Source organism: Sulfurospirillum diekertiae (assembly GCF_002162315.1).
Classification (GTDB): domain Bacteria; phylum Campylobacterota; class Campylobacteria; order Campylobacterales; family Sulfurospirillaceae; genus Sulfurospirillum.
This window is the reverse complement of sequence record NZ_CP021416.1, coordinates 1135817-1158717: the sequence shown is the minus strand read 5'-3', so window position 1 is coordinate 1158717 and position 22901 is coordinate 1135817. Positions and strand designations below refer to the sequence as shown.

Below are 22901 nucleotides of genomic sequence, written 5' to 3'. Positions count from 1 at the left end.
TTTTCTAATGAAAAAAAGTCCTTTTCTCACATATCTACTTTTGCTATTTTTTATTTCCAATGTATATGCAACTAATGGATTAATCGGAAAGTATTATAATAAAACTGCATCAACAGTATCTTCTTATCCTATTACTGGTACACCCAATTTGACACGCATTGATGCTACAGTCAATTTTCCATGGGACAATAGCTCCCCTGATTCAAGTATACAAACAGATAATTTTCAAGTTATTTGGAGTGGATACATTTACATTCCTAAAAATGGAACTTGGACATTTTATACACAATCCGATGATGGTGTTAAGTTAACTATTAATGGCTCTTTAATTATAAATAATTGGACAGATCATGCAAGTAAAGAAGATAGTCAGAATTTAACTCTTAATAAAGGATATTACCCCATTATTATGGAGTTTTATGAAAAAGGGGGAGGTGCCGTTGCACAATTAAAGTGGCAAGGGCCTAGTGTTTCAAAAGATATTATTCCTACATCCAATCTTAGTACATATCCTTCTTTAACAATAACTGATGCAAATTTAACAGAAGGTGATACTGGCTATAAGAATATGAATTTTATAGTTACCATTTCAGAAACTACTAACGCTTCCGTAAAATATGCAACTGCTGACGGTACGGTAGCCGCAACAGCTGCAACAGCAGGAAGTGACTATAATGCCACTAATGGAACATTAATTTTTAGCTCATCCGATACAAATCTCTCGAAAATTATTTCAATACCCATTAAAGGCGATACGCTCGTAGAAAATAATGAAACATTCACAGTCACACTTTCCAATGAAGTTAATGCTACTATTGCAAGAGCGATAGCTACAGGTACCATTATTAATGATGATATGGGTTACTGTGCTCAAAACAACCTAACACAAGGCTATCATATCATCGCTCCTGATGGTAATACAAGTCACTCTTTTGAAGTCTATTGTGACAGAAGCAATCCTAATGATATTAAAGATGTGATTAAACTACCACTTTCAAAACAAATGGCTTCAACAGAATTTAGTAATTTTACATTTAATGCCTCGTTAGGAACAAATGAAAATTATTATGATGATAATAACGCTAAGACCTATATAAATTATATTCGCATTGATGCGCGTACATTAGAAATTATCCCCGACAATACTTCTGGGTTTTATAATGGGAACTTCAGTAATCTTAATTTTCGAGGTACTCCTTTTACGTTTGATTGGAATAATATGTCAGCAAGCAATATTACCGGATGTACTCTCAGTAAAATGCGCAGAGATTATGATATCTCAAGTCAACAAGGTGGTCAAGTTCTTAAAATTAATCCTAAAAAGGAAGATGTTTATAAATGTACAGGAAAAAATCTTAAATTAAAATTACTAGATGATTATAAATTTGTCATTTATGATGGAGCGGAGGTCTTAAAACCTTCATGTAAGCAACTTTCTGAACAATTACCCGCTAATGGCGAATATGCAAATATAACCGGATATTTTTATATTGATCCAAAAGTACAAGGACGTGATGGCAATCAGTTATTATCAGATTACAGGCCATTTGTAGCTTACTGTATGGAAGTCGCAGGATCAAATGCTGAAGACAAATATTCATGGACAATGTTTTTAACACTTGATGGTGTAAGAACTGAAAACCATAGTGATATTAAAAATGGACAAGATACCTGCACCAATTTAGGACTTTTCTTTTTTGTTCCAAATTCACAAACGACCTTCAATAAAGTTAAAACTTTTTTATACGACCAAAAAGCACAATGGTCTCCTTATACGGGGCAAATGGGAGAATATTTTTCTGATCGAAATATCGCTGGATGGGGTACAAGCTATGAAACAACACGCTATTACTGGCCGTATGGACCTATGGGCCTTTATTACGATGATGGAAGTACCTCAGATGGTATTTTAGACCCAGGAGCTGCAGGTAGTTGGACACCAATTACAAATGGTCGAACAATTAATGGCAAAACATACGGCTATGACTTGACATCAAGTTCAGAAATCAATGGTACATCTGTTAATATCGCCCATATTAGTACAGGAACAGGTTGGAAAACAACATTAGAGGAGATGGGTTATCCATCAGATTTTTGGATTACAACTTTTTCAGCTGGAGACTTCTCAAATAGTGCCCCAATGTGCAGTGGTGGCAATACTATTAATTGTTATTTAAATGCTCGATCACGGGAACCAAATGGTGACTATACCTATGGTAACTGGATGCACTTTTGGGCTGATGACAATGGAAATATTTATCACTATAATGATCAAGGTTATGCTGGAACAATCAATGATCGTTATCGACATGATCATTATATGTGTATGGCAAAAGATAATTACCAATTTGTCACACGTTATAAATTTATTCCAGGTCCTTTCAAAGCAATTGAGCATACGGTTGCCACAGGAAATGAAGCGACTGACACAGCCATTAAAACAAAGATTGTTAATGCCCCTATTCAACTTGATATAGCTCTTTTAAATGACGCGCAAACAGCCGTAGAAGCTGATAAAAATGTAAGTGTCGGTATCTTTTTAGAAGAGCTTTATACAGTAAATAGCGCTGAAATCACTCAAAATATCTATTATTTTGGAGATATTAAAAAAAAATGGTTCGGGTACTTTTAATGCACTAAAATCAACAGGTCGCTTTGAATTACCCAGTTCAGCATGGCCATCAGGAGTCAATAAATGGACAAAAGCCAATAAAAATATTTTCCCAAGATTTTATTTTTGTGCACGTAGTGATCATGAATGGACAGATTGTTGGTCAAAAGTAAACAACACTACCACTTGTATTCCTGGGTGTACACCAAACGTAGGAACATGTGATTGCCAATGGGCTGATTCTAATAATTTTGCCGTTCGCCCCAATAATTTTGATTTTAACATAGCAGGAGCATCTCCCTATAAAGCAGGTGTTGGTTATAGCGTGACATTTTCTGCAAAAGACTACACTAATGCAAATACAACAGATTACAATGAAACTATTCCTGTAACACCTCTTGAAACAAAAGCTGGTTGTATTACTGGAATCTTTGACACAAACTTATCCAATTTGCAATTTGAAAATGGTACAAAAGTAATTCCGTCTTTATCCTATAGCGAAGTTGGTGTTATTAATATCAAAATGCAAGAAACTTCTGGTTTAGAATTTGCAAATGTTGATGCTAGTGATACTCCAGATAGTGAGCGTTATATCACTCCATACGATCAAAACTGGACTTACACTCCAGATCATTTCTCATTAGCATCAACTTTTTAAAAATTATAAAGGTGGTAACTTTACCTATATTTCAAATGATCTCAATATGTCTTCGGAACTTAATGTTACAATTATTGCGCAGAGGCTTGATAATAATACTACCCAAAACTACAACAGTGCTTGTTATGCAAAAGCTACAGACTACAATATCTCGTATGATGCACTTACAATTTCTCCTGCCAATGCCCTTACACAAATCAAATTTTTTGAGACCAATACTTCGACAACAGGCTCTTCGCTTATTGGTTCAGGGCTAAACCTTGCAGGTATTAATAAAAGTATTTTCGGAACAGATAATAATGGGACTGCTAAGCTTAACTTTAAAATTAATTTTGATAGAAATATAACCAAAGCCTCCAATCCTTTAAAACTGAACTTTCGTGATCTTAATGTAACGGATGTAGATACCATTAAAGGAACAACAGACATTAACCAAAGTTCCCCTTTCTACTATGGACGTGTTTACTCAACCGATTATCGAGCACCTAGCCCTATCGATACGACCATTCGCTATGAAGTATATTGCAAAGACTGTAATACAACAGCCTTTAACGCTATTGGCACACAAAGCCCATTATCGCTCAATTGGTATCAAAATCCTTTACATGTAATATCAGATGGCAATGTTACCACATTCGCTTCTGCTACAACAGGGTCAAAAGCAACAACCATTGCCAATGCAACCGTAAGCACCATCAATGCAGGTACGGGTATTGATACTACCCATAGGCTTACCAATACCAATGCCCCTTATACCGATCGTATTAAAATGACTCCATCCTTATGGCTTCTTTATAATGCTTCCAATGCCGCTGCAACAACAAACGACTTTAATGTTGAGTTTACACGTATTGGAAGTTGGTCCGGTGCTGGAGGCGTTGACAGAAATAGTTCAAAAGATGTGGGTAAATTTACAAATACAAATGACTCAAATCGCAGTAATAAAAAGATGAACTGGTAACATGAAAAAAGCAATGTCAATGATAGAACTGGTCTTTGCTATCGTCATTATGGGAATTGCTGTCATGAGCTTACCACTCATTTTAACCCAAGTACAAAATAGCAATAGCTTTGCTTTACGCCAAGAAGTCATCTTATCTCTTAAAACTAAACTCTCTTACATTTTAACGTACCAGTGGGATCAAAACACATATGATGAGACAGCTGATATTGAGCGTGTTTTAAATGTACCAGCATCTGCTGATACTGCTACTGACTTTAATACAAGTACCATAAGACGCAACGGACATGTTTTTGCTGATGGTCGAAGACGATTATGGGATGATTTAAGAGCACCTACGACAAAAGTTAATTTTACGACTGATACAGCAAATGATGACATTGACGACTTTAATGGGGAAAGCGAAACAAAAACCATCACAGCTCTTGATGACTTTATTTTCAATGTTACTCTCAATACATCTGTCTCTTATATCAAAGATCGGCTTGACACTGGAACATACGCCTCAAGCAATGCGATAACCTTTATTTTTAACCCCGATAATAACACAACCAACAGTACCAATATCAAAATGATCAAAGTAACGGCAACAGCCAATGGTATTGAAAGGCCAATATCTATGTATGCTTTTTCATCCAATATTGGGCAAAGTAAAGTGACGAAAAAGACATGGTAATGAAGAAAAAAGCATTTACGATGATTGAACTCGTAATGGTCATTGTTGTTTTGGGCATAGTTGCAAGTATCGGCTCTGAGATTATTCTCTCACTTTATAACAACTACTTACGCTCACGAGCTATTCATCAATTAGAATCACAAACAGAGATTGTGTTAGAGCAAATTGCCAAACGGTTACAATACCGTATTAAAGACAGCACCATAGCCCGAAAAGCAGATGGAAGTTTTATAGCCCTTTCAGGCAGTGATTCGACCTATTCAATTCTTGAATGGATAGGCTACAGTAATGAGAGTCTCCTAAGTACACCTCCAGGATGGAGTGGACTGATTGATCTAGACAATACTAATACCAATAAAGCGACACATACGCTTAAAACTCCCGATAGCAATCTCTCCTCTGCCGCTGCTACAATGAGTGCACTAACCAATAGTGCTATTGATTTAACGGCAGGGAAAGAGGCAGCACTGATCTTTAAAACGACTTATAATGCTACGGACTTTGGTTGGGGAAACCCAAACAATGCAGACGGCTCAGCTACAGTTAAAGTAACACGAAATACAGATGATATTTTAACTATCGATTCTGCTGATATTCCCAATGATATTTATGAACATTATGTTTTAGCCCATTCTGCTTATGCTATTGTTCCTAGTAGTTTTAACTCAACCGATTTTAATTTAACCCTTCGGTACAACTATCAACCGTGGTTAGGTCAAAATTATAATAGTAATGCCCTAGGCAATTCTGTTCTTGCAGAACATGCAAGCCTCTTTCAATTCAAACAAGACGACACCGTCATTCGCTTAAAGCTCTGTTTACATGACAACAATCAAACAGGAACAGGCGATCGCATTGCCATTTGTAAAGAAAAGGTTGTGTACTGATGCGTAAAGGATTTTCACTTATCACCGCCATTATTTTTATGGTACTTATCGCAACACTTAGTGCTTTAGCCCTCTCCTTTTCGACACTCAATGTCAAACAAACCGGTGATACTTATCTAAGAGAACAAGCAGAACTTTTACTACAAAGTAGCACTGAATATGCGTTACTTGCTATTTCGACACATGACATTACTGCCAACGATAACTGTTTAAATACCATTAATGCACAATTTCCAAATACAGGAACCCCTATTTTTGATATTGCGATTTCTATCTATTATATAGGTATTGGATTACCAGTAGGTAATGTAAAATGCCAAAGGTTTAGTCAAACGGATATAAATACGACTGACTCAAATGTCACAGTGATAATTGACACGATTGTTCAAGATCACAATGTCTCCACCGAGCCTATTCGCTTGCATCGTCGCACCATTCAAAAACCCTAAAATCAGCCCTAAAACCTCCTTTTCATTTAAGGTTTTATTTGTTATACTGACTTTACAAACCCTTGAAAGAGGGAAGGAAAAGGAGACAAGATGAACACGAGTATCGTAGGTAAACAATTTGATTTGACGGAGCCAATCAAGGCGTATGTTGATGGAGCCGTTGATGCTATCGGCAAATACAATTTGGATATTATCTCTGTGCGTACTGTGATCTCAGCAGATGAAAAAAATGGCAAAAAAGGCTTTAGTGTTGAGTTTGCTATTAATATGGCACACAAAAACACGGTTGTTATTCAACAAAAAGACAAAGATGTCTATGCCGCTGTTGATCTCGCCATCGAGAGAGCTAAAAAAGTTTTACGTCGTCACCATGATAAAATTACCAATTATAAAGCTGATGAACTTGTTGTTACCGAAGAAAACAGTGAAGGAAGCGACGATGAGATCGTGCCAATTCGCCTTGATAGCTACAAACCCGTCGAAGTCGAAGATGCTATGAACGAGCTCAAAGCAAGTGACAAGCAGTTTATCGTTTTCCATGATATGGAAGATAAATTCCGTGTTATGTATAAAAAAACCGATGGAAGATTTGGTCTTTACTAATCTTTTACGCCACGAGAGTAAAATCTCTCGTGGCTATGCTTCCAACCTACTTTTTGCTTCTTTTAAAATTTCCTCATCATTTGCCATTTCAAACCAAACCAATTTTTTTCCACTTTGAATCACACCGCCAACGACATCACCACCTTGACGGTATGCTAAATCAAGTTCTGCAATCTCAAAGCCATCCAATGTTCGAGAAAACTTCTCTAGCCTTTCACTTTTGGCTATATTGGTGTAAAGATAGCAGTACCCTTTTAAACCATTGCGACTCACGCGTCCACGAAGTTGATGCAAACTCGCAAGCCCCAAGCGTTCCGCTCCAACAATAACGATCGTGGAAAGCCTTGGAAGGGAGATACCAACCTCCACAACTGTTGTGGAAATGAGTAAATTGCCCTCTTCTTTAAAGGTTTTGAGTATCTCTTCTTTATTTTTATCTTTGCCATACGTAACATAAACACCCTCAAAATTTTTCTCCCAAAAGCCACGTCCCTCATCAATGGACTGATAGTTTACCATCTCACTCTCTTCCACAAGCGGATAGACAATGATACATTGATGCTTCTGTGCAATTTCAGCACGTAAATGTTCCACCAACGCTTTAAAATCTTTTTTGGCGATCACTTTGGTTGTAATGTCTTTGGGAAAAGGAAGCATTTTAATGAATGAAAAATCAACTAAAGAAGACTGAATCATACTCAATGTCCTTGGAATCGGTGTGGCTGAAAACTGCAAATAGTGCGGATGCCATGCCTGTTTGGAAACCAAAGCTGAAAGCAACGCACGTTGTTTGGTACCAAAGCGATGTTGTTCATCGACCATGACCAACGCACATTCAGGAAGTTCTCGATACAGCAAGGCATGTGTGCCGATGATGAAGTCAAAATCAACCAAATTTTCTTTACTGTCAGCCTCTTGTGTAATTAAAATCGTCTTTACATGTAAAGGTAAAAACTTCACCGCTTCTTCAAAAAGTTGGCTGGCAAGCACAGTGTAGGTGCCATCAAAATGGCTTTATTGGGGTAGCTCATCATGACTGAAGCCAAAATCACCATCGTTTTGCCACACCCAACATCACCCATAATGACACGCTTGGCAGCATTTTCACTTAAAAAATCACGTTTGATCTCACCAATGACCTTTTGCTGATCGGATGTTAATGTAAAAGGAAGTGAGGCGATAAAAGGCTGCTCATCTCCATCTAGTTTTGCGCAAGAGGGAAAACTTACCTTTTTACCAGAGAGTTTTTTGAGGTAGTTATGAATTTCGACATATTTAAGCACTTTAAGAATGGATTCTGAGTACCCAAAGCTACCTATGGCACTTGCCTCTTTGGCGCTGGGTCTGTGTAAACTTAACAGTATTTGAGCTTCGTTTACATGTAAACCCTCATGCATTAAAGATTCAATGCTCAAATACCGTTGCATGAGCTCCATGACTGTTTTATTTTGAAGCGTCGTTTTGTACTTTGGAACCAGGGTGTTAATGATCGTCACAGTTTTGGGTTGCATCATCTGCATCCTACCACCGTTATAGCTTATTTTTCCGTTAATATAAAGCTCATTCCCTACTTTAAAGAGTGCTTTATGGTACGGTTTTGCAGCAAAAATTACACCATCAAGGTTGGTTTGCCATGCTTCACAAAAAAAGACAATTTGCAAGACTTTAGGGCTTTGCCTGAGTGAAAGTACCTTTACATGTAATGTATTGATCTGCTCAATCAGAGGCGTGGGAGAAAGGGTTGTATTTTCATACGAAGAAGGCAGGAGTAGCGCCAAATCTAACAGCGTATCTACTCCTATTTTTTTGAAGCGTTCTTGATCTATTGGGTCACATTCAAGGTTTTTCACGTTTTGTGACTACCGAAAAACTAAGGGCTGTGATTTCATCGTGTTGTTTAATGAAACTATTAAGATCTTCCAGACTTAACTTTTCAATTTTTTCGAGCTGTTTTTTAGAATATCCTAGCTCAAATCCGCCATAATACTCAAAAAATGCACGAGAAAGGCGTTGCGAAAGTGTTTCATTACGAAGAGGCTCAGAACCAAGTAAAAAACGTTTTGCTTGAGCTAACTCTTCTTCCGTTGCCCCTTGATCTACAAAGCGTTTAATCTCTTCACCAACAAGCTTTTTGGCCTCATCCAAGTTCTCATTTTTGGTTTGAAGGTGTCCTGTAAAACTACTGCTTGATTTTCCTACACTGGTTCGGCTGTAGCTTGAATACGCAAGTCCACGTTTAACACGTATCTCTTCCATTAAACGACTTCCAAAACCACTCTCACCTAAGATGAAACTTGCAACTTTAGCCTTATAGGTTTCAGGGTCACCACTTTTCATATAAAAAGGTGCACCAAAGTAAATGTAAGCTTGTTCACTCTCTTTATGAACAATCAGCTCTTTAGCATTTTTATTAGCATCAAAGTATGGCGTCGTCGTTCGTTTTCCATGCTTGATTTCAGCCAATACGGGTAAAAGCATTTTTTTAAGCGCATCCAGTTCAATATCACCACCCGCAACGATAATCAAGCTCTCTAGGTTAATGCGTTCTTTGTAAAAGTTTTCAACATCTTTAAGTTTGAGCGCCTTGATACTTTTAACATCACCGCTGTACGCATGAGCAAAGGGGGTGTTTTCAAAGATGAGTTTTTGAAGATTGAGATTGGCGATGTAGTCAAAATCACTCTCTTTGTTAGAGAGCATTCCAAGGGTAAGAAGCTTGATTTTATCAAAACTCTCTTTACTGAAATTTGGACTTTTGAGAAGTTTTTTCATCATTTCCAAAGCATAGGGAAACTGTTCTTTAAGTGCTGAAGCTTCAAAGACCATTGTTTCAACACCCGCATGAGCATCTAATGAAATAGCACGAAACTCAAGCTCTTCTGCAAACGCCGTTGCGCCCATCTCTTTGGTGCCTTCACCCAACATTCCTGCTAAAAACTTGGCAATACCTTCATTCGTACCATCTTCCATGCTACCTGCATTTTTAACGACAAGTTGTACTGAAGCGAGAGGGAGTGAAGCATCCTTTTCAAATACGATAGGAATTTCAACACCATTAACATTGATTTGACTAATCTCTTGACTCACTAATACTCCTTGTAACAAAATCATGATTGTAAAAAATAGTTTTTTCATGCGAACTTCTCCAAAATCGTGTACGATGTATCACGTTTGGCAGGGATAGACCCAATATCTTTGATGAGCTTAATCATCTCCGTTTGATTCATGCGATTAGCTGCACCTGCTGCTTTGACGACGTTCTCTTCCATCATCGTACTGCCTAGATCATTCGCTCCAAACAGCAGAGCAAGCTGACCAATGTAACTGCCTTGTGTTACCCATGAACTTTGAATATTTTTAAAATTATCAAGGTACAAACGACTCACGGCTAGAAGCCTGAGATAGCGATTTGAGGACTGCTTTTTAATCTCAGGATGTTCTTCTTTAAGCTTGGTATGATCACTTTGAAAACTCCACATGATGAAGGCTCGAAAACCACCTGTTTCATCTTGAAGCTCTCTAATTTTTTCCCAATGCTCGATGATCTCTTCATCGCTTTCCAGCGTTCCAAACATCATGGTAGCAGTTGAGCGCATACCGATTTTATGAGCGGCTCTGTGTACGCCAAGCCACTCTTCGCTCCCTAATTTCTTAGGTGCGATGATGTCACGAACACGGTCACTGAGTATCTCAGCTCCAGCTCCGGGAATGCTATAAAGTCCTTTTTTCTGAAGACGTAAGAGCACTTCTTGGTAACTGATCTTCGAGATTTTAGCGATGTAATCAATCTCAATAGCAGAGAATCCATGAATCGTGATGCTAGGGTAATTCGTACTAATCCACTCAACCAACTCTTCATACCATTCAATTTTAAGTTTAGGATGTACACCACCTTGAAACAGGATTTGCGTTCCACCGATTTCAATCAACTCTTCGATTTTCTGACCAATCTCTTCAAAGGAGAGTACATACGCTTCATCTTCTTTATGATGACGGTAAAAGGCACAAAATTTACAATCAACCCAACAGACATTCGTATAATTGATGTTGCGATCGACAACAAATGTTGTCAAATTTTCAGGGTGAAGCTCCATTTTGCGCTTCAACGCCATCTCACCTAATGTATTAAGATCTACCTCACGAATTAAACGTAAGGCCTCTTCATTACTCATTCGTTTCATTCAATCCCTTTTTAACAAACAAAACAGATAAAAAGCTTGAGAGTGGAACCACACTTAAGCCCACAAAAAAAGCTATTGCATCCAAATTATCATGGCGAATTAAAAAAAGTACGGCTAAGAACAGTACACCATACGAAAGGATACGATACAGTGAAAGTGCACTTTTATAGCTTAAAGCAAGATTTTGAAAACTCTGTTTAAAGCCTACTTTAGCGACTCTTGGAGTAACATTTTCTTTTTCATCATCTTCTTCTTGATCGTCCTCATAGTATTTATCAAATTTATCATCAGGAATGAGTCTAGCATCAACACGACGTGTCACAAACGTATGGTACGAGCGAAACGATGCCAAAGTAATCAGCAGTGAGCAGACAAACGCTATTTGCGTGTTTAAAAGCCACTCGCCTCCTTGAATCAACGAAAGAAGAATGACCAGTACATCTCCTAAAAGATAAAAGCGCAAAAGCCTACTTGTCGTCGTCATCTTCATCATCATCTTTAGGTTGTTGGTATTTTTTATAGCGTACATCATCTTTGAGTTCATCTAAGGAAGCGACATTTTTTTTGTAAGCTTTGTAAACATTTAAAATAGCGCCACCCACTCCCCAAAAAACACCAACCCATAAAAGCCAGGGGGTGTTAAACACATTGCTCATTAACATACCAACACCAATACCAATTAGCACTGCTACTACAATAGAAATCCCTAAGGAGAGCTGTTCAGCTCCTTCAATCAGTTTGCCGTATTTTGGTTTATCGCTCATGCAATCTCTTCAAATACTTTAATCGCTGCTTCAATGGTCTCTTCGATCATCTCATCACTGATAGCATCGGAGATAAAACCGGTTTCAAACTGTGAGCATGCAAAGTAAAAACCCTCTCTAAGCATACCTTGATGGAAGGCTGCAAAACATGTGGTATTACTTTTAAGAGCATCCTCAAAATTTTTCACAGGAGCATCATTAAAGAAAAAGCCAAACATGGAACCAATGGCTGAAACTTGAAGTGAAATACCCGATACCTGAGCAGCCTCTTTAAGTCCTTCCACCAGCCTCTTAGCCTTTTTTTCAAGCCTAATATACAGCTCTTCATCCTCTATAATTTGCTCTAATGAAGCCAGTCCTGCTGCCATTGCTACAGGATTTCCACTGAGCGTTCCTGCTTGATACACTGGACCATCAGGGGAGAGTTTATTCATGATTTCAGCGCGTCCACCAAAAGCACCTACAGGCATACCACCACCGATGACTTTTCCAAACGTCACCAAATCGGGTACGGTTGTATAAATCCCTTGTGCCCCTTTAAGGCTTGCTCTAAAGCCACTCATGACCTCATCAAAAATCAAAAGCGTTCCATGTTTGTCACATAAAACTCTTAGCTCTTCCAAAAATTTTGCATCGGCAGGAACAAAACCCATATTGCCAGCCAGAGGTTCGATAATAATACACGCGATATTTTTAGAATGTTTAAAACACTCTTTAACGCTTTTGATGTCGTTGTATTTAGCTAAAAGCGTATGTTTGGTAAGATCGGCGGGAACTCCTGGAGAACTAGGCGTTCCAAACGTTACAGCGCCACTTCCCGCTTGTACTAAAAGTGAGTCGCTGTGCCCATGGTAGCAACCCTCAAATTTGATAATATCATCTTTACATGTAAAGCCTCGCGCAAGTCTGATCGCACTCATCACCGCCTCGGTTCCACTACTGACAAAGCGTACTTTATCAATTTCAGGAAAGAGTGAGCAGATAAGCGTTGCAAGTTTTGTTTCCGCTTTCGTAGGTGCTCCAAAACTAAGCCCCTTTTTAACCGCTTTAATCACCGCTTTTTCAATGGTTTTATTAGCATGACCAAAGATAAGAGGTCCCCAACTTTGAACATAGTCAACATAGCGGTTGTGATCGACATCAAACAGATACGCACCCTCGCCTTTTTTGATAAACAGAGGTGTTCCTCCTACGCTTTTAAATGCGCGCACAGGAGAATCTACACCACCAGGAATAACATTTTGAGCTTTTTCATACGCTTTAATGCTTTTATCATAGTGCATTTTCATGATCCTCATTGATTATTTTTTAAAATTTTACAGAAAGTTTCTATACAAACTACTTTTTCACTTCACTTGAGACGTAATAATACAAACTATCAATCTCCTGCCATGTTAAAAAATAAGTCGGCATTACTTTATGTTGAGACGTCAAAGCTTGGGAAAAACGTTCTTTAGAAACGCTGGTAATGGCAGGTGCAGAAAGGGTCACCTCTTTACCTCTTGAGATGTATTTTGAGATAATGGCACCTTCGGCTTTTTCACCATGGCATTTGTTACAGCCAATGCCTCTGGGGTTAGAATAGAGCATCTTTGCATACTCCATTTTAGAGATAAAATCCTCACTCAAAAGTGGCGTAAAAGATAAAAACAAGAACACGTTACATGTAAGCAAAAACCGCATCAAAACTACTTTATCCTCTCTTTATTCGTAATTTGGTATAGTATCAAAAATGAACTAAAAGGATGTTTGAATGCAGATCCTCGATGGAAAAGCACTGTCAGATCAAATCAAAATAGAGCTCAAAACACAGAGCGATGCCCTTAATCTTAAAGGTATTACCCCCGGTCTTGCCGTCATTTTAGTCGGTGATGATGCAGCGAGCCAAACCTATGTCAAAATGAAAGAAAAAGCGTGTGATGCCGCTGGTGTTTACTCCATCATTCATAAAATGCCAACTACCATTTCACAAGAGAAAATTTTAGAAACCATTACGATGATTAACAACAACCCAAACATTGATGGAGTCCTTGTTCAACTCCCTCTTCCTAAACACATTGACACCACAAAAATTATCGAGGCGATTGATCCTAAAAAAGATGTCGATGGTTTTCATCCCTTTAATGTGGGTCGTTTAGTTGCAGGACTTGACAGCTTTGTACCTTGCACACCGCTGGGTGTTATGCGCTTGCTTGCGCACTACAACATCGACCCAAAAGGCTTAGATGCATGTGTTGTGGGTGCGAGTAACATCGTAGGAAAGCCCATGATGAACCTTCTTTTAAATGCAGGGGCAACCGTCGATATTTGTCATATCTTCACCAAAGATCTTAAAGCACATACCCAAAAAGCTGACCTTGTCATTGTAGGAGTAGGTAAACGAAATCTCATTACTGCCGACATGATTAAAGAGGGTGCTATGGTGATTGATATTGGTATCAACAAAACTGAAGAAGGACGCCTTGTGGGTGATGTTGACTTTGCCAATGTTGCACCCAAATGCAGTTACATTACTCCCGTTCCAGGAGGAGTTGGTCCCATGACGATTGCCATGTTACTCGAAAATACCATTAAAGCTGCCGAACAGCGTTTATAATTTAGGAAAACTATGAAAAATTTACTCAACCGTTTTTACCACTTTTCCAACAGCTGGACAGGTACACTTATTATTGTTTTATTTGTTATTTTTTTTGTCGCACAAGCCTTTGTTATTCCTAGTGGTTCGATGATTAAAACCCTTTTGATTGGTGATCATCTTTTTGTGAAAAAATTTGTTTATGGTATTCCAACACCGCATCTTCCTTGGCTTGAAATTTCTGTTTTGCCTGATTTTAAAGGCAATGGTCACCTCATTGAAGGAAATAGACCTGAGCGTGGAGACATCGTTGTTTTTCGCTATCCCAAAGATATCAAAGTCCATTATGTTAAACGTTGTGTCGCAACAGAAGGGGATGAAATTCTTTTCCAAGAGAAAAATCTCTACATCCACTTTAGCGAGGGTGATGAATATATTAAAGCAAACTATCCTGCTGAAAAAATCAAAACAATTGCCGGTAAACTTTGGGTCAATAACCCTTATATCGAAAAATTTCATGGCATTCACTATGATGACTCCGTTGATCTCTTTCAACAAATGGTACTGCACTTAGGGGCAAATCAACTTTTCATGAAACCTGCTCAAGTACAGGAACTTCCAAGTATTTCTGGCTATGGATTTAACGCTTTTTATGCCAAAGTAGAAAAAGATAACTATTTTATGATGGGCGATAACCGCGACCACTCTAACGATAGCCGTTTTTGGGGAAGTGTCCCTTATAGCCTCATTGTCGGAAAGCCTTGGTTTATCTATTTTTCATGGGATGATGACTATAAAATCAGATGGAACCGCATTGGTCGCTTTGTCGAATCCATGCAATACGATGAGAACTTTTTCTAATGGAAGTTAAAATTATTGAGATCAGTGCTACCGTTTTAGCTCTTATGGTAGCGATCATTGGTCATGAGATTATGCATGGATATGTCGCATATCGTTATGGTGACACTACGGCTAAATACCAAGGTCGTTTGAGTATCAACCCCATCGTTCACGTTGATCTTTTAGGAACAATCATTGTTCCAGCTGTCCTCTTTTTTAGTGGTGCTCCTTTTATGTTCGGTTGGGCAAAACCTGTACCGATTTATATACCCACCGTCATTAGAAATGGTGGCTATAAAGCGGCTATTTATGTCTCTTTAGCAGGTATTGCTTACAACTTCTCTCTAGCCCTTCTGTGCGCAGGCATGTTGAGTTTTTTACCTGATCTAAGAAATGCAAGTAACTTTATTGAAGTTTTTGTCATCTTTTTTTTAATCCAGTCACTGATTTACAACGTTGTTTTAGGGCTTTTCAATCTCTATCCCATTCCACCCTTAGATGGTTCACACGCCCTCACTTATCTTGGTATCATCTTTGGATGGAACGCGCTCGTGCGCTTTTATGAATCATTAGAGCGTTATGGCATGATCATTCTTATTGTTTTCATTGCAACACCCCTGTCACACTACTTTTTTTCTTCCCATTCGCTACGTAATTGGATGGTTATATTAACAGGCTTCCTATGGGGAGTCTGTTTTTGGAATTTCTAATAATCCTTGTGATATAATCGTTTCTATTACCTAGTTAAAGGACATTTCCTTGAAGTTTTTTATCGCAACCGATCATGCAGGCATTGCCATCAAACCCGATGTCATTGCACTGTTAAACCATATGGGTCATGAAGTCATTGATCTTGGACCATTTAACGATCAACGTGTTGATTATCCTGATTATGCTCATGCACTTTGCCTTGAAGTTCTCAATAACAGTGCAACACAGGGAATTCTTATCTGTGGTTCAGGCATTGGTATGAGCTTGGCCGCCAATAAGCATATTGGTATTCGTGCAGCGCTTTGTCATGATGCGTATACAGCAGAAATGGCACGCGCACACAATGATGCGAATGTACTCTGTTTTGGTCAACGTATTGTTGGGCTAGGTGTTATTGAATCCATGCTCAAAGCATGGTGTGCTACCTCATTTGAAGGTGGCAGACACGCTGATCGTGTTAAGAAAATAGAGTTATGACTATGGCACTTGACTGGGTTATCGCAACGGTACTTTTTTCCGCTTGCATGTACTTATTGATTATGGTGTTTTACTTCAAAACGCTTTTACGTAAAGAGAAGCGCAGTAACATTGTCGTTAAACAAACCCTCAATGATGCCGAAGTGGTTATCCGCAAATACCAAGTGCAATTGCAACGCTCTTTAGGCAATATTGATATTTTAAGTGATGAACTTAAAAAAGTCAAAAATGACCTAAAATCACTTCGTACACGCAACAGTCAGTACCGCATGGAAGGAGACAAACTCCGCCAGCACATTAAAGAGCTTGAAGGAAAGATCGAGGCACTTTTATAATTCGTTTAAAAAGTTACTCTTTTTCTTTCTCCTTTTACATGTAAATATTTTTCTGCCCCTCAAGAGGCAAACTTTAGCGCCCAAGTGGCTAAATAACGTAGCTTTTTAAGTTTTGCTTAGAAGGCATATTCAAATGAAAAAGGTTTTCTATGAGTCATTTAAGTGAAGCTGATAAAATTTATCTTTTAAATTCTGTTCGAGAAATTGAAGATTTCCCAAAACCTGGCATCAAATTTAAGGATATTACCACTCTTCTAGGCGATGCTAAAGCATTTACACTCTTGATTGACCATGGCGATGCTAAAGCATTTACACTCTTGATTGACCATTTGGTAGATCGTTATTCGACTATGAAAATTGATTATATTGCTGGTATCGAAAGCCGTGGATTTATCTTTGGGGCTGCATTAGCAGCACGCCTTAAAACACGTTTTGTTCCTATTCGAAAACCGGGCAAACTTCCCTACACAACGATCAGCGAAAAATACTCATTGGAGTATGGGGTTGATGAAGTTTGTATACACATCGACGCATTTTCAGCGATAACCACATCAAAACCAAGAGTGCTCCTAATCGACGACTTAATTGCAACAGGCGGTACAGCCACAGCTGCAGTCAATCTTATTAATAAAGCAGGAGCAGAATGTGTTGAAGCGTGCTTTGTGATCAACCTTACTTTTTTACAAGGGGATCTTGATATCAAAAAAACAACTTCTGTCTATTCTGTATTAGAGGTATTTTAATGTATATTCCTAGAGCTTCAAAATTCGACCCTGATCACAATGGCCATTTTGGTATTTTTGGTGGACGCTTTGTTCCTGAAACACTGATGCCTGTTCTGTTAGAACTTGAAAAAGAGTACCAGAACCTTCGCTTTAATGAAAATTTTTGGACTGAAGTGGATCACTACATGAAAGATTATGTAGGACGCCCTTCATCACTTTATTTCGCGAAAAATATTTCTCAAGAGTTAGGTGCTAAAGTTTATCTCAAACGTGAAGACCTTAACCATACAGGTGCACATAAGATCAATAATACCATCGTACAAGGCTTAATCGCTAAAAAAATGGGTAAAAAACGTGTCATTGCAGAAACCGGTGCGGGGCAACATGGTGTTGCAACAGCAACCGTCGCGGCTCTTTTAGGACTTGAATGCGAAGTGTTTATGGGAGAAAAAGATGTTGAGAGACAAGAACTCAATGTTTTTCGTATGAAGCTTTTAGGCGCAAAAGTTCATGCCGTTAAAAGTGGTAGTAAAACACTTAAAGATGCGATGAACGAAGCGATTCGCTACTGGGTCACCCATGCGCGTGATACCTTTTACATCATCGGAACCGTTGCAGGCCCTCATCCATATCCTATGATGGTACGTGATTTTCAAGCCATTATTGGCTATGAAGCTAAAGCGCAAATTTTGGTCAAAGAAAAACGCCTTCCTGACATGGTTGTTGCCTGTATTGGTGGTGGTAGCAACGCAATGGGTATTTTTAGCCATTTCTTAGGCGAAGAAGGGGTGACCTGTGTCGGTATCGAAGCAGGTGGTCTTGGCATTGATACGGATAAACATGGCTGTTCCCTCGCAAAAGGAAGCCCTGGAGTACTGCATGGACAGATGAGTTATCTTCTCCAAGATGATGATGGACAGATACTCGAAGCTCACTCTATTTCAGCAGGACTCGATTACCCTGGCATTGGACCTGAACATGCGTATCTTAAAGAGATAGGTGCGGCAAAATACGATCATATTACGGATCAAGAAGCACTGGATGCTTTTGTCTGGTTGAGTCGCAAAGAAGGGATTATTCCTGCTTTTGAGAGTGCACATGCTGTGGCATATTTGAAAAAAATTCCTAAAGATGAGATCAAAAACAAAGTCATTATTGTCAATCTTTCAGGACGTGGCGATAAAGACATGATGCAAGCAAAATCCATTTTGAATATTGGATAAGCCAATGAATGAATTTATGAGTAAACATTCTGGAAAACTATTTGCTCTCTTTATGACAATCGTACTCTCAACACTTGGATATGTCCTCTACTTAGCACCTGTAAGTGGATTAGAAAATAAATTTATCTACCTCTTAAAAGAGTATGGCTACATCATTCTCTTTTTTTGGGGAATGTTGGAGGGTGAAATTGGACTTGTCATGGCAGGTTTGTTGACCCATACAGGCGATATGCACCTTTTTATTGCCATTTTCGTGGCAGGACTTGGTGGCTTTGCAGGAGATCAAGTCTATTTTTACATTGGTCGTTTTAATAAAAAATTAGTCCATAAAAAACTTCGAAGTCAACGCCGTAAACTCGCCCTTGCACATGTTCTTTTGAAAAAACATGGCTGGCCTATTATCTTTGCACAACGTTACCTCTATGGATTACGTACGGTTATTCCTATTTCCATAGGTTTGACACGTTATAGTGGCAAAATGTTTGCTTTGATCAATCTTATTTCGGCATGGTTTTGGGCATCTTTTACGATTGTTCCTACATGGTATTTTGGTCAAGAGATTCTCATTGTCATTCACTGGGCAAAAGCACACTGGTATTTTGCTATTCCAATAGCCGCCATTGTAGCAGGTGGTATCTCCTATTATTTTCATAAAGTAACTGATAAGACATTTAAGGATAAACATGCAAATAGAACTACTCAATCAAAAATTAACTAATGCAGCAGCAGACGTTAAAATCGTCTTTGTAATCAATAAAGATTTAACGCATTCATGGATTAATGATCAAGAAACGTTACAATTTTTAGGGTTTAAAGGTGAGAGTGAAGAAACTCTCTTTACACCAACAAGTAAAACACTTTATGTGGGGTGTGATTCTCTTGATGCCGATGAAATTCGTTTAGCAGCGTCTAATGCGCTGGGTGCGCTCAAAAAGACCAATGCCAAAACACTTGCCATTGGTACATACTCCAATGAGTGCCCTGGCATTAATATTAAAGCCCTTGTTGAAGGCTTTATTTTAGGTAGCTATACGTTTGATACCTATAAAAGTAAAAAAGAGTCTTCTAAAATTGAAAAAATAACCATCTGTTTGGAAGATTATAGTCGTACTGATGTTTCGATGGAGACAGCGAATAAAGCCCTCCGTGCAGCTACTGCTGTAGCAGAAGCGACCAACTTCGCCAAAGAGATTGTCAATGCAACTCCTGAAGATATGACACCGATTGCTCTCGCTAATATTGCGCAAACCTTAACCACAATTCCAAACGTTACATGTAAAGTGATGGACGAGGTATTTTTAAAAGAACAAGGGATGAATGCCTTTCTTGCTGTCAATCGTGCCAGCGTACACCCTCCTCGCTTGATTCACCTCACCTATAAGCCTGAAAATGCCAAAAAACGCCTTGTGTATGTTGGAAAAGGTCTAACGTATGATAGCGGCGGACTTAGCTTAAAACCAAGTGAACACATGGTCACCATGAAAGCTGACAAAAGTGGTGCAGCAGCGGTTATGTCGATCTTAAAAGCAGCGGCAACTTTAGAGCTTCCCTATGAGATCCATGCCATTATTGGTGCAACAGAGAACATGATCGGTGGCAATGCCTATAAACCTGATGATGTACTCGTTGCAAAGAACGGTAAAACCATCGAAGTACGCAATACGGACGCAGAAGGTCGCTTGGTTTTGGCGGATTGTTTGTGCTACGCGCAAGAGCTTAAACCTGATCTTTTGGTCGATATGGCAACGCTTACAGGTGCATGTGTCGTCGCTCTTGGTGAATACACTATGGGTATTATGGGACATAGTAGCGAACTTAAACACTCTATGCTTAAAGCGGCAACGGCCAGTGGAGAACTCAGTGGTGCACTTCCGTTTAATAAATACCTAAAAAAACTTCTAAAAAGCTCCGTTGCCGATATGTCTAACATCAGCTCTAGCCGTTACGGTGGCGCTATTACCGCTGGACTCTTTTTGGATAATTTCATCGAAGAAGAAAATAAAGATAAATGGCTTCACTTAGATATTGCAGGTCCAGCTTATACTGAAAAAGCATGGGGCTATAACCAATTTGGCGCAACGGGTGCTGGCATTCGAATGAATCTTTACTGGATCTTTGAAGAAAATAAAAAATAGACATTGTGCCTTTATGGCTTAATATAGGTTTGCTGGCTTTGAGTAAAAGCCGTTACCAAAAGAGTTCTGTAGGAATTCTAATAGACTCGGAGCCTAATGAAACTAAAAATTGTTTTGATCGGAGCCTCCACCGGAGGCCCTGGTCACCTTAAAAAAATTCTCTCTGCCATCTCAACAACCTATACGGGTGCGATTGTGATTGCACAGCATATGAACGCAACCTTTATTCCAAGCTTTATCAGTCAATTTCAAAATGAACTGAGCCTGCCCGTACACGCCGTTGATCAAAGGATGTCCTTAAAGCAATCCAATATCTATATTTGCCCTCAAAATTGTCATCTGATTCGGGGTGATTTTTCACCCAGCATTGAACCCGTCAAAGAGGGAGAAACCCCCTATAACCCAAGTATTGACACGCTTTTCTCCTCGAGTGTTGCACAAATCAAAGATACCGAAATCTTAGCCGTTTTACTGACAGGCATTGGGCATGATGGTGCCAATGGGCTCAGTGAACTTCAAAAAAATGGTGCAACGTGCATCGCTGAGAGTGAAAAAAGTGCTATCGTTTTTGGCATGCCAAAACGTGCGGTGGAGATCAATCCCAATATTGTCGCACTTGCACTTGATGACATTATACAAACCATCAAAAAATTCGGAGAATCCTAATGTGGTTTTGGAATAGAAAAAAAGAACCTGAAGTCGTACACAATCATGAAGTTGCAGTGCATCAAGAGTTCAATACCTTTGGACTTCAAGACCTTTTGCATTACATTAAACGTGAGATTGGTGTGGATCTGTTTGCAAAGAACAGTGTTATCGAAACCAAGCTTCGTCTCTTTTGTGAACGTAAAGAGATTTATAGTTTTCGTAAGCTCTTTGAAACCTTACAGCATGATAAAGCGCTTAGACAAGACCTCATTGATCTTGTCACGGTCAATGAAACCTACTTTTACCGTGAAGAGGCGCAACTGGATATGGCTGTTACCTTTGCACTTACCATTCCCAATGTCAAAATTCTCTGTGCCCCTTGTGCTTCAGGTGAAGAGGTTTACTCCCTTTCCATGATGTTGCAAGAACGTAGACGTGAACCTAGAGAATTCAGTATTATGGGTATTGACATCAACTCTGAAGCAATCGATAAAGCCCAAAAAGGGCTCTTTTCAGAACGCTCTTTGCATAAATTGGAGACTCGGCTTAAAGAGAAGTTTTTTACCCTAGAAGAGCGTTATTATCGTGTTAAACGGGAATATTTCACCTCTATTTCATTTACGAAAGTCAATATTTTTGAGCATGAATTTCTCGCATTAGGAAAGTATGACATTATCTTTTCCCGCAATATGCTCATCTACTTTGATGATGACTTTCGCCTTAAAACCATTGAGCGCTTTGCCACGCTTCTTAAGCCAGAAGGTAAGCTCTTTTTAGGACATGCGGACATCATACCTGAGAATAACTATTTTATCAAACATACGGACAATCGCCTCTCTTACTATGTAAAGAAGCCCTAAACTTCTTTACATGTAAAACGATTTACAGTGTTTTTACAAGGGCACTGACCTCTTTAAACTGCGGATGAAGGGCACTTTGCAGTAGTTCAAACAAAAGAGACTCCGTAGTAGCAAGGCTTGCCCCTTCTTGTTCCATACGACGCAGTGCCATTTCATGATCATACGCTTTTCGCGAGCCCATGGCATCGGCACATACGATCACCTCAAACCCTGCATCTAAAAGATCACACACACTTTGTAAAACACACACATGACTCTCAACGCCTGCAACAATCACACACTTTACATGTAATGCTTCCAACGCCTCTGTGACTTCACTGTTTTGATAACAGCTAAAAGTGCACTTTTCATATATTGTCGTTTTACCCAAAAGAGAGTGCACTGAGGAGATGGTTTGACCAAGACCCTTCGTGTATTGTTGATTGCATAAAATGGGAATTTCTAAGGTTTTAAGCCCCTTTAGGAGTACAAGAAGATGTTTTTCAATCAGCTCGTGATTATGAATATGTGCAAAAAGGCGTTCTTGAACATCCACCAGTAGCATAGCTGTTTGCTTTGAATCAAGACGCATGAATCCTCCTT

At 39.0% G+C, this 22901-nt stretch carries 27 protein-coding genes; 18 read left to right on the top strand and 9 right to left on the bottom strand.

Features of this window, described 5'->3' with window-relative positions; all coding sequences use genetic code 11:
* The first annotated feature begins 7 nt into the window (after positions 1-7).
* The 7 genes from Sdiek1_RS05855 to hpf all read left to right on the top strand — a co-directional run bounded on the left by Sdiek1_RS05855 (position 8) and on the right by hpf (position 6845).
* Positions 8-2632 (top strand): PA14 domain-containing protein, encoded by a 2625-nt coding sequence (locus Sdiek1_RS05855; RefSeq protein ID WP_161492002.1) that lies wholly within the window; start codon positions 8-10, stop codon positions 2630-2632.
* Positions 2595-3269 (top strand): hypothetical protein, encoded by a 675-nt coding sequence (locus tag Sdiek1_RS05850; protein WP_087438330.1) that lies wholly within the window; start codon positions 2595-2597, stop codon positions 3267-3269. The genes Sdiek1_RS05855 and Sdiek1_RS05850 overlap by 38 nt, the downstream gene beginning before the upstream one ends.
* Positions 3270-3315: 46 nt before the next feature.
* Positions 3316-4230, top strand: coding sequence for a hypothetical protein (locus Sdiek1_RS05845; protein ID WP_087438329.1), 915 nt, complete (start codon positions 3316-3318; stop codon positions 4228-4230).
* 1 nt (position 4231) lies between these two features.
* Positions 4232-4906: a type II secretion system protein gene (locus tag Sdiek1_RS05840; protein WP_087438328.1), complete on the top strand. Its 675-nt coding sequence runs from the start codon at positions 4232-4234 to the stop codon at positions 4904-4906.
* The gene (locus Sdiek1_RS05835; RefSeq protein WP_161492001.1) at positions 4906-5793 is read left to right on the top strand and encodes a type II secretion system protein; all 888 of its coding nucleotides are present in this window, start codon (positions 4906-4908) and stop codon (positions 5791-5793) included. Before Sdiek1_RS05840 ends, Sdiek1_RS05835 begins: the two co-directional genes overlap by 1 nt.
* On the top strand, positions 5793-6242 hold the full coding sequence (locus tag Sdiek1_RS05830; RefSeq protein WP_087438326.1) for a type II secretion system protein: 450 nt from the start codon (positions 5793-5795) through the stop codon (positions 6240-6242). Before Sdiek1_RS05835 ends, Sdiek1_RS05830 begins: the two co-directional genes overlap by 1 nt.
* Before the next feature lie 90 nt (positions 6243-6332).
* Entirely contained in the window at positions 6333-6845 is a 513-nt protein-coding gene (gene hpf / locus Sdiek1_RS05825) for a ribosome hibernation-promoting factor, HPF/YfiA family (protein ID WP_087438325.1), read from the top strand.
* A gap of 33 nt (positions 6846-6878) precedes the next feature.
* On the opposite strand, the gene recG is transcribed toward hpf, so the two are convergent.
* The 8 genes from recG to Sdiek1_RS05790 are packed head-to-tail and all read right to left on the bottom strand — an operon-like array spanning position 6879 to position 13473.
* Positions 6879-7835, bottom strand: a complete 957-nt coding sequence (gene recG / locus Sdiek1_RS15580; RefSeq protein WP_369688493.1) for an ATP-dependent DNA helicase RecG — start codon at positions 7833-7835, stop codon at positions 6879-6881.
* Positions 7802-8695 carry an ATP-dependent DNA helicase RecG gene (locus tag Sdiek1_RS15575; RefSeq protein WP_369688492.1) on the bottom strand — a complete coding sequence of 298 codons (894 nt, stop codon included), beginning with the start codon at positions 8693-8695 and terminating at the stop codon, positions 7802-7804. The genes recG and Sdiek1_RS15575 overlap by 34 nt, the downstream gene beginning before the upstream one ends.
* Positions 8682-9980: a M16 family metallopeptidase gene (locus tag Sdiek1_RS05815; protein WP_087438324.1), complete on the bottom strand. Its 1299-nt coding sequence runs from the start codon at positions 9978-9980 to the stop codon at positions 8682-8684. Before Sdiek1_RS05815 ends, Sdiek1_RS15575 begins: the two co-directional genes overlap by 14 nt.
* Positions 9977-11026 (bottom strand): dehypoxanthine futalosine cyclase, encoded by a 1050-nt coding sequence (locus tag Sdiek1_RS05810; protein WP_087438323.1) that lies wholly within the window; start codon positions 11024-11026, stop codon positions 9977-9979. The genes Sdiek1_RS05815 and Sdiek1_RS05810 overlap by 4 nt, the downstream gene beginning before the upstream one ends.
* Positions 11010-11516 carry a hypothetical protein gene (locus Sdiek1_RS05805; RefSeq protein ID WP_238099179.1) on the bottom strand — a complete coding sequence of 169 codons (507 nt, stop codon included), beginning with the start codon at positions 11514-11516 and terminating at the stop codon, positions 11010-11012. Before Sdiek1_RS05805 ends, Sdiek1_RS05810 begins: the two co-directional genes overlap by 17 nt.
* Positions 11494-11790, bottom strand: a complete 297-nt coding sequence (locus Sdiek1_RS05800; protein WP_087438322.1) for an AtpZ/AtpI family protein — start codon at positions 11788-11790, stop codon at positions 11494-11496. The genes Sdiek1_RS05805 and Sdiek1_RS05800 overlap by 23 nt, the downstream gene beginning before the upstream one ends.
* Complete coding sequence (hemL, locus tag Sdiek1_RS05795; protein WP_087438321.1) at positions 11787-13073, bottom strand: glutamate-1-semialdehyde 2,1-aminomutase; 1287 nt, start codon at positions 13071-13073, stop codon at positions 11787-11789. Before hemL ends, Sdiek1_RS05800 begins: the two co-directional genes overlap by 4 nt.
* 55 nt (positions 13074-13128) lie before the next feature.
* Positions 13129-13473, bottom strand: a complete 345-nt coding sequence (locus tag Sdiek1_RS05790; protein ID WP_087438320.1) for a cytochrome C oxidase subunit III — start codon at positions 13471-13473, stop codon at positions 13129-13131.
* Between the two features lie 70 nt (positions 13474-13543).
* Here Sdiek1_RS05790 and folD point away from each other — a divergent pair, with 70 nt between their 5' ends.
* The 11 genes from folD (at position 13544) to Sdiek1_RS05735 (ending at position 22319) form a co-directional block, all read left to right on the top strand.
* A complete protein-coding gene (gene folD, locus Sdiek1_RS05785; protein ID WP_087438319.1) occupies positions 13544-14386 on the top strand; it encodes a bifunctional methylenetetrahydrofolate dehydrogenase/methenyltetrahydrofolate cyclohydrolase FolD in 843 nt (280 codons plus the stop codon).
* A 12-nt stretch (positions 14387-14398) separates the two neighbouring features.
* On the top strand, positions 14399-15226 hold the full coding sequence (gene lepB, locus Sdiek1_RS05780; protein WP_087438318.1) for a signal peptidase I: 828 nt from the start codon (positions 14399-14401) through the stop codon (positions 15224-15226).
* Positions 15226-15915, top strand: a complete 690-nt coding sequence (locus Sdiek1_RS05775; RefSeq protein ID WP_087438317.1) for a site-2 protease family protein — start codon at positions 15226-15228, stop codon at positions 15913-15915. The genes lepB and Sdiek1_RS05775 overlap by 1 nt, the downstream gene beginning before the upstream one ends.
* 49 nt (positions 15916-15964) lie before the next feature.
* On the top strand, positions 15965-16393 hold the full coding sequence (gene rpiB, locus Sdiek1_RS05770) for a ribose 5-phosphate isomerase B (protein ID WP_087438316.1): 429 nt from the start codon (positions 15965-15967) through the stop codon (positions 16391-16393).
* 2 nt (positions 16394-16395) lie between these two features.
* Positions 16396-16728 carry a hypothetical protein gene (locus Sdiek1_RS05765; protein WP_087438315.1) on the top strand — a complete coding sequence of 111 codons (333 nt, stop codon included), beginning with the start codon at positions 16396-16398 and terminating at the stop codon, positions 16726-16728.
* 149 nt (positions 16729-16877) lie between these two features.
* On the top strand, positions 16878-17471 hold the full coding sequence (locus Sdiek1_RS05760) for an adenine phosphoribosyltransferase (RefSeq protein WP_087438314.1): 594 nt from the start codon (positions 16878-16880) through the stop codon (positions 17469-17471).
* The gene (gene trpB, locus Sdiek1_RS05755) at positions 17471-18676 is read left to right on the top strand and encodes a tryptophan synthase subunit beta (RefSeq protein WP_087438313.1); all 1206 of its coding nucleotides are present in this window, start codon (positions 17471-17473) and stop codon (positions 18674-18676) included. Before Sdiek1_RS05760 ends, trpB begins: the two co-directional genes overlap by 1 nt.
* Positions 18677-18680: 4 nt before the next feature.
* The gene (locus tag Sdiek1_RS05750; protein WP_087438312.1) at positions 18681-19394 is read left to right on the top strand and encodes a DedA family protein; all 714 of its coding nucleotides are present in this window, start codon (positions 18681-18683) and stop codon (positions 19392-19394) included.
* Positions 19360-20811, top strand: coding sequence for a leucyl aminopeptidase (locus Sdiek1_RS05745; RefSeq protein ID WP_087438311.1), 1452 nt, complete (start codon positions 19360-19362; stop codon positions 20809-20811). The genes Sdiek1_RS05750 and Sdiek1_RS05745 overlap by 35 nt, the downstream gene beginning before the upstream one ends.
* A gap of 96 nt (positions 20812-20907) precedes the next feature.
* Positions 20908-21477, top strand: a complete 570-nt coding sequence (locus tag Sdiek1_RS05740) for a CheB methylesterase domain-containing protein (protein WP_087438310.1) — start codon at positions 20908-20910, stop codon at positions 21475-21477.
* The gene (locus Sdiek1_RS05735) at positions 21477-22319 is read left to right on the top strand and encodes a CheR family methyltransferase (protein WP_087438309.1); all 843 of its coding nucleotides are present in this window, start codon (positions 21477-21479) and stop codon (positions 22317-22319) included. Before Sdiek1_RS05740 ends, Sdiek1_RS05735 begins: the two co-directional genes overlap by 1 nt.
* 22 nt (positions 22320-22341) lie before the next feature.
* Here Sdiek1_RS05735 and Sdiek1_RS05730 read toward each other — a convergent pair whose 3' ends face one another.
* Positions 22342-22890, bottom strand: a complete 549-nt coding sequence (locus Sdiek1_RS05730) for an isochorismatase family protein (protein WP_087438308.1) — start codon at positions 22888-22890, stop codon at positions 22342-22344.
* Positions 22891-22901 lie beyond the last annotated feature (11 nt).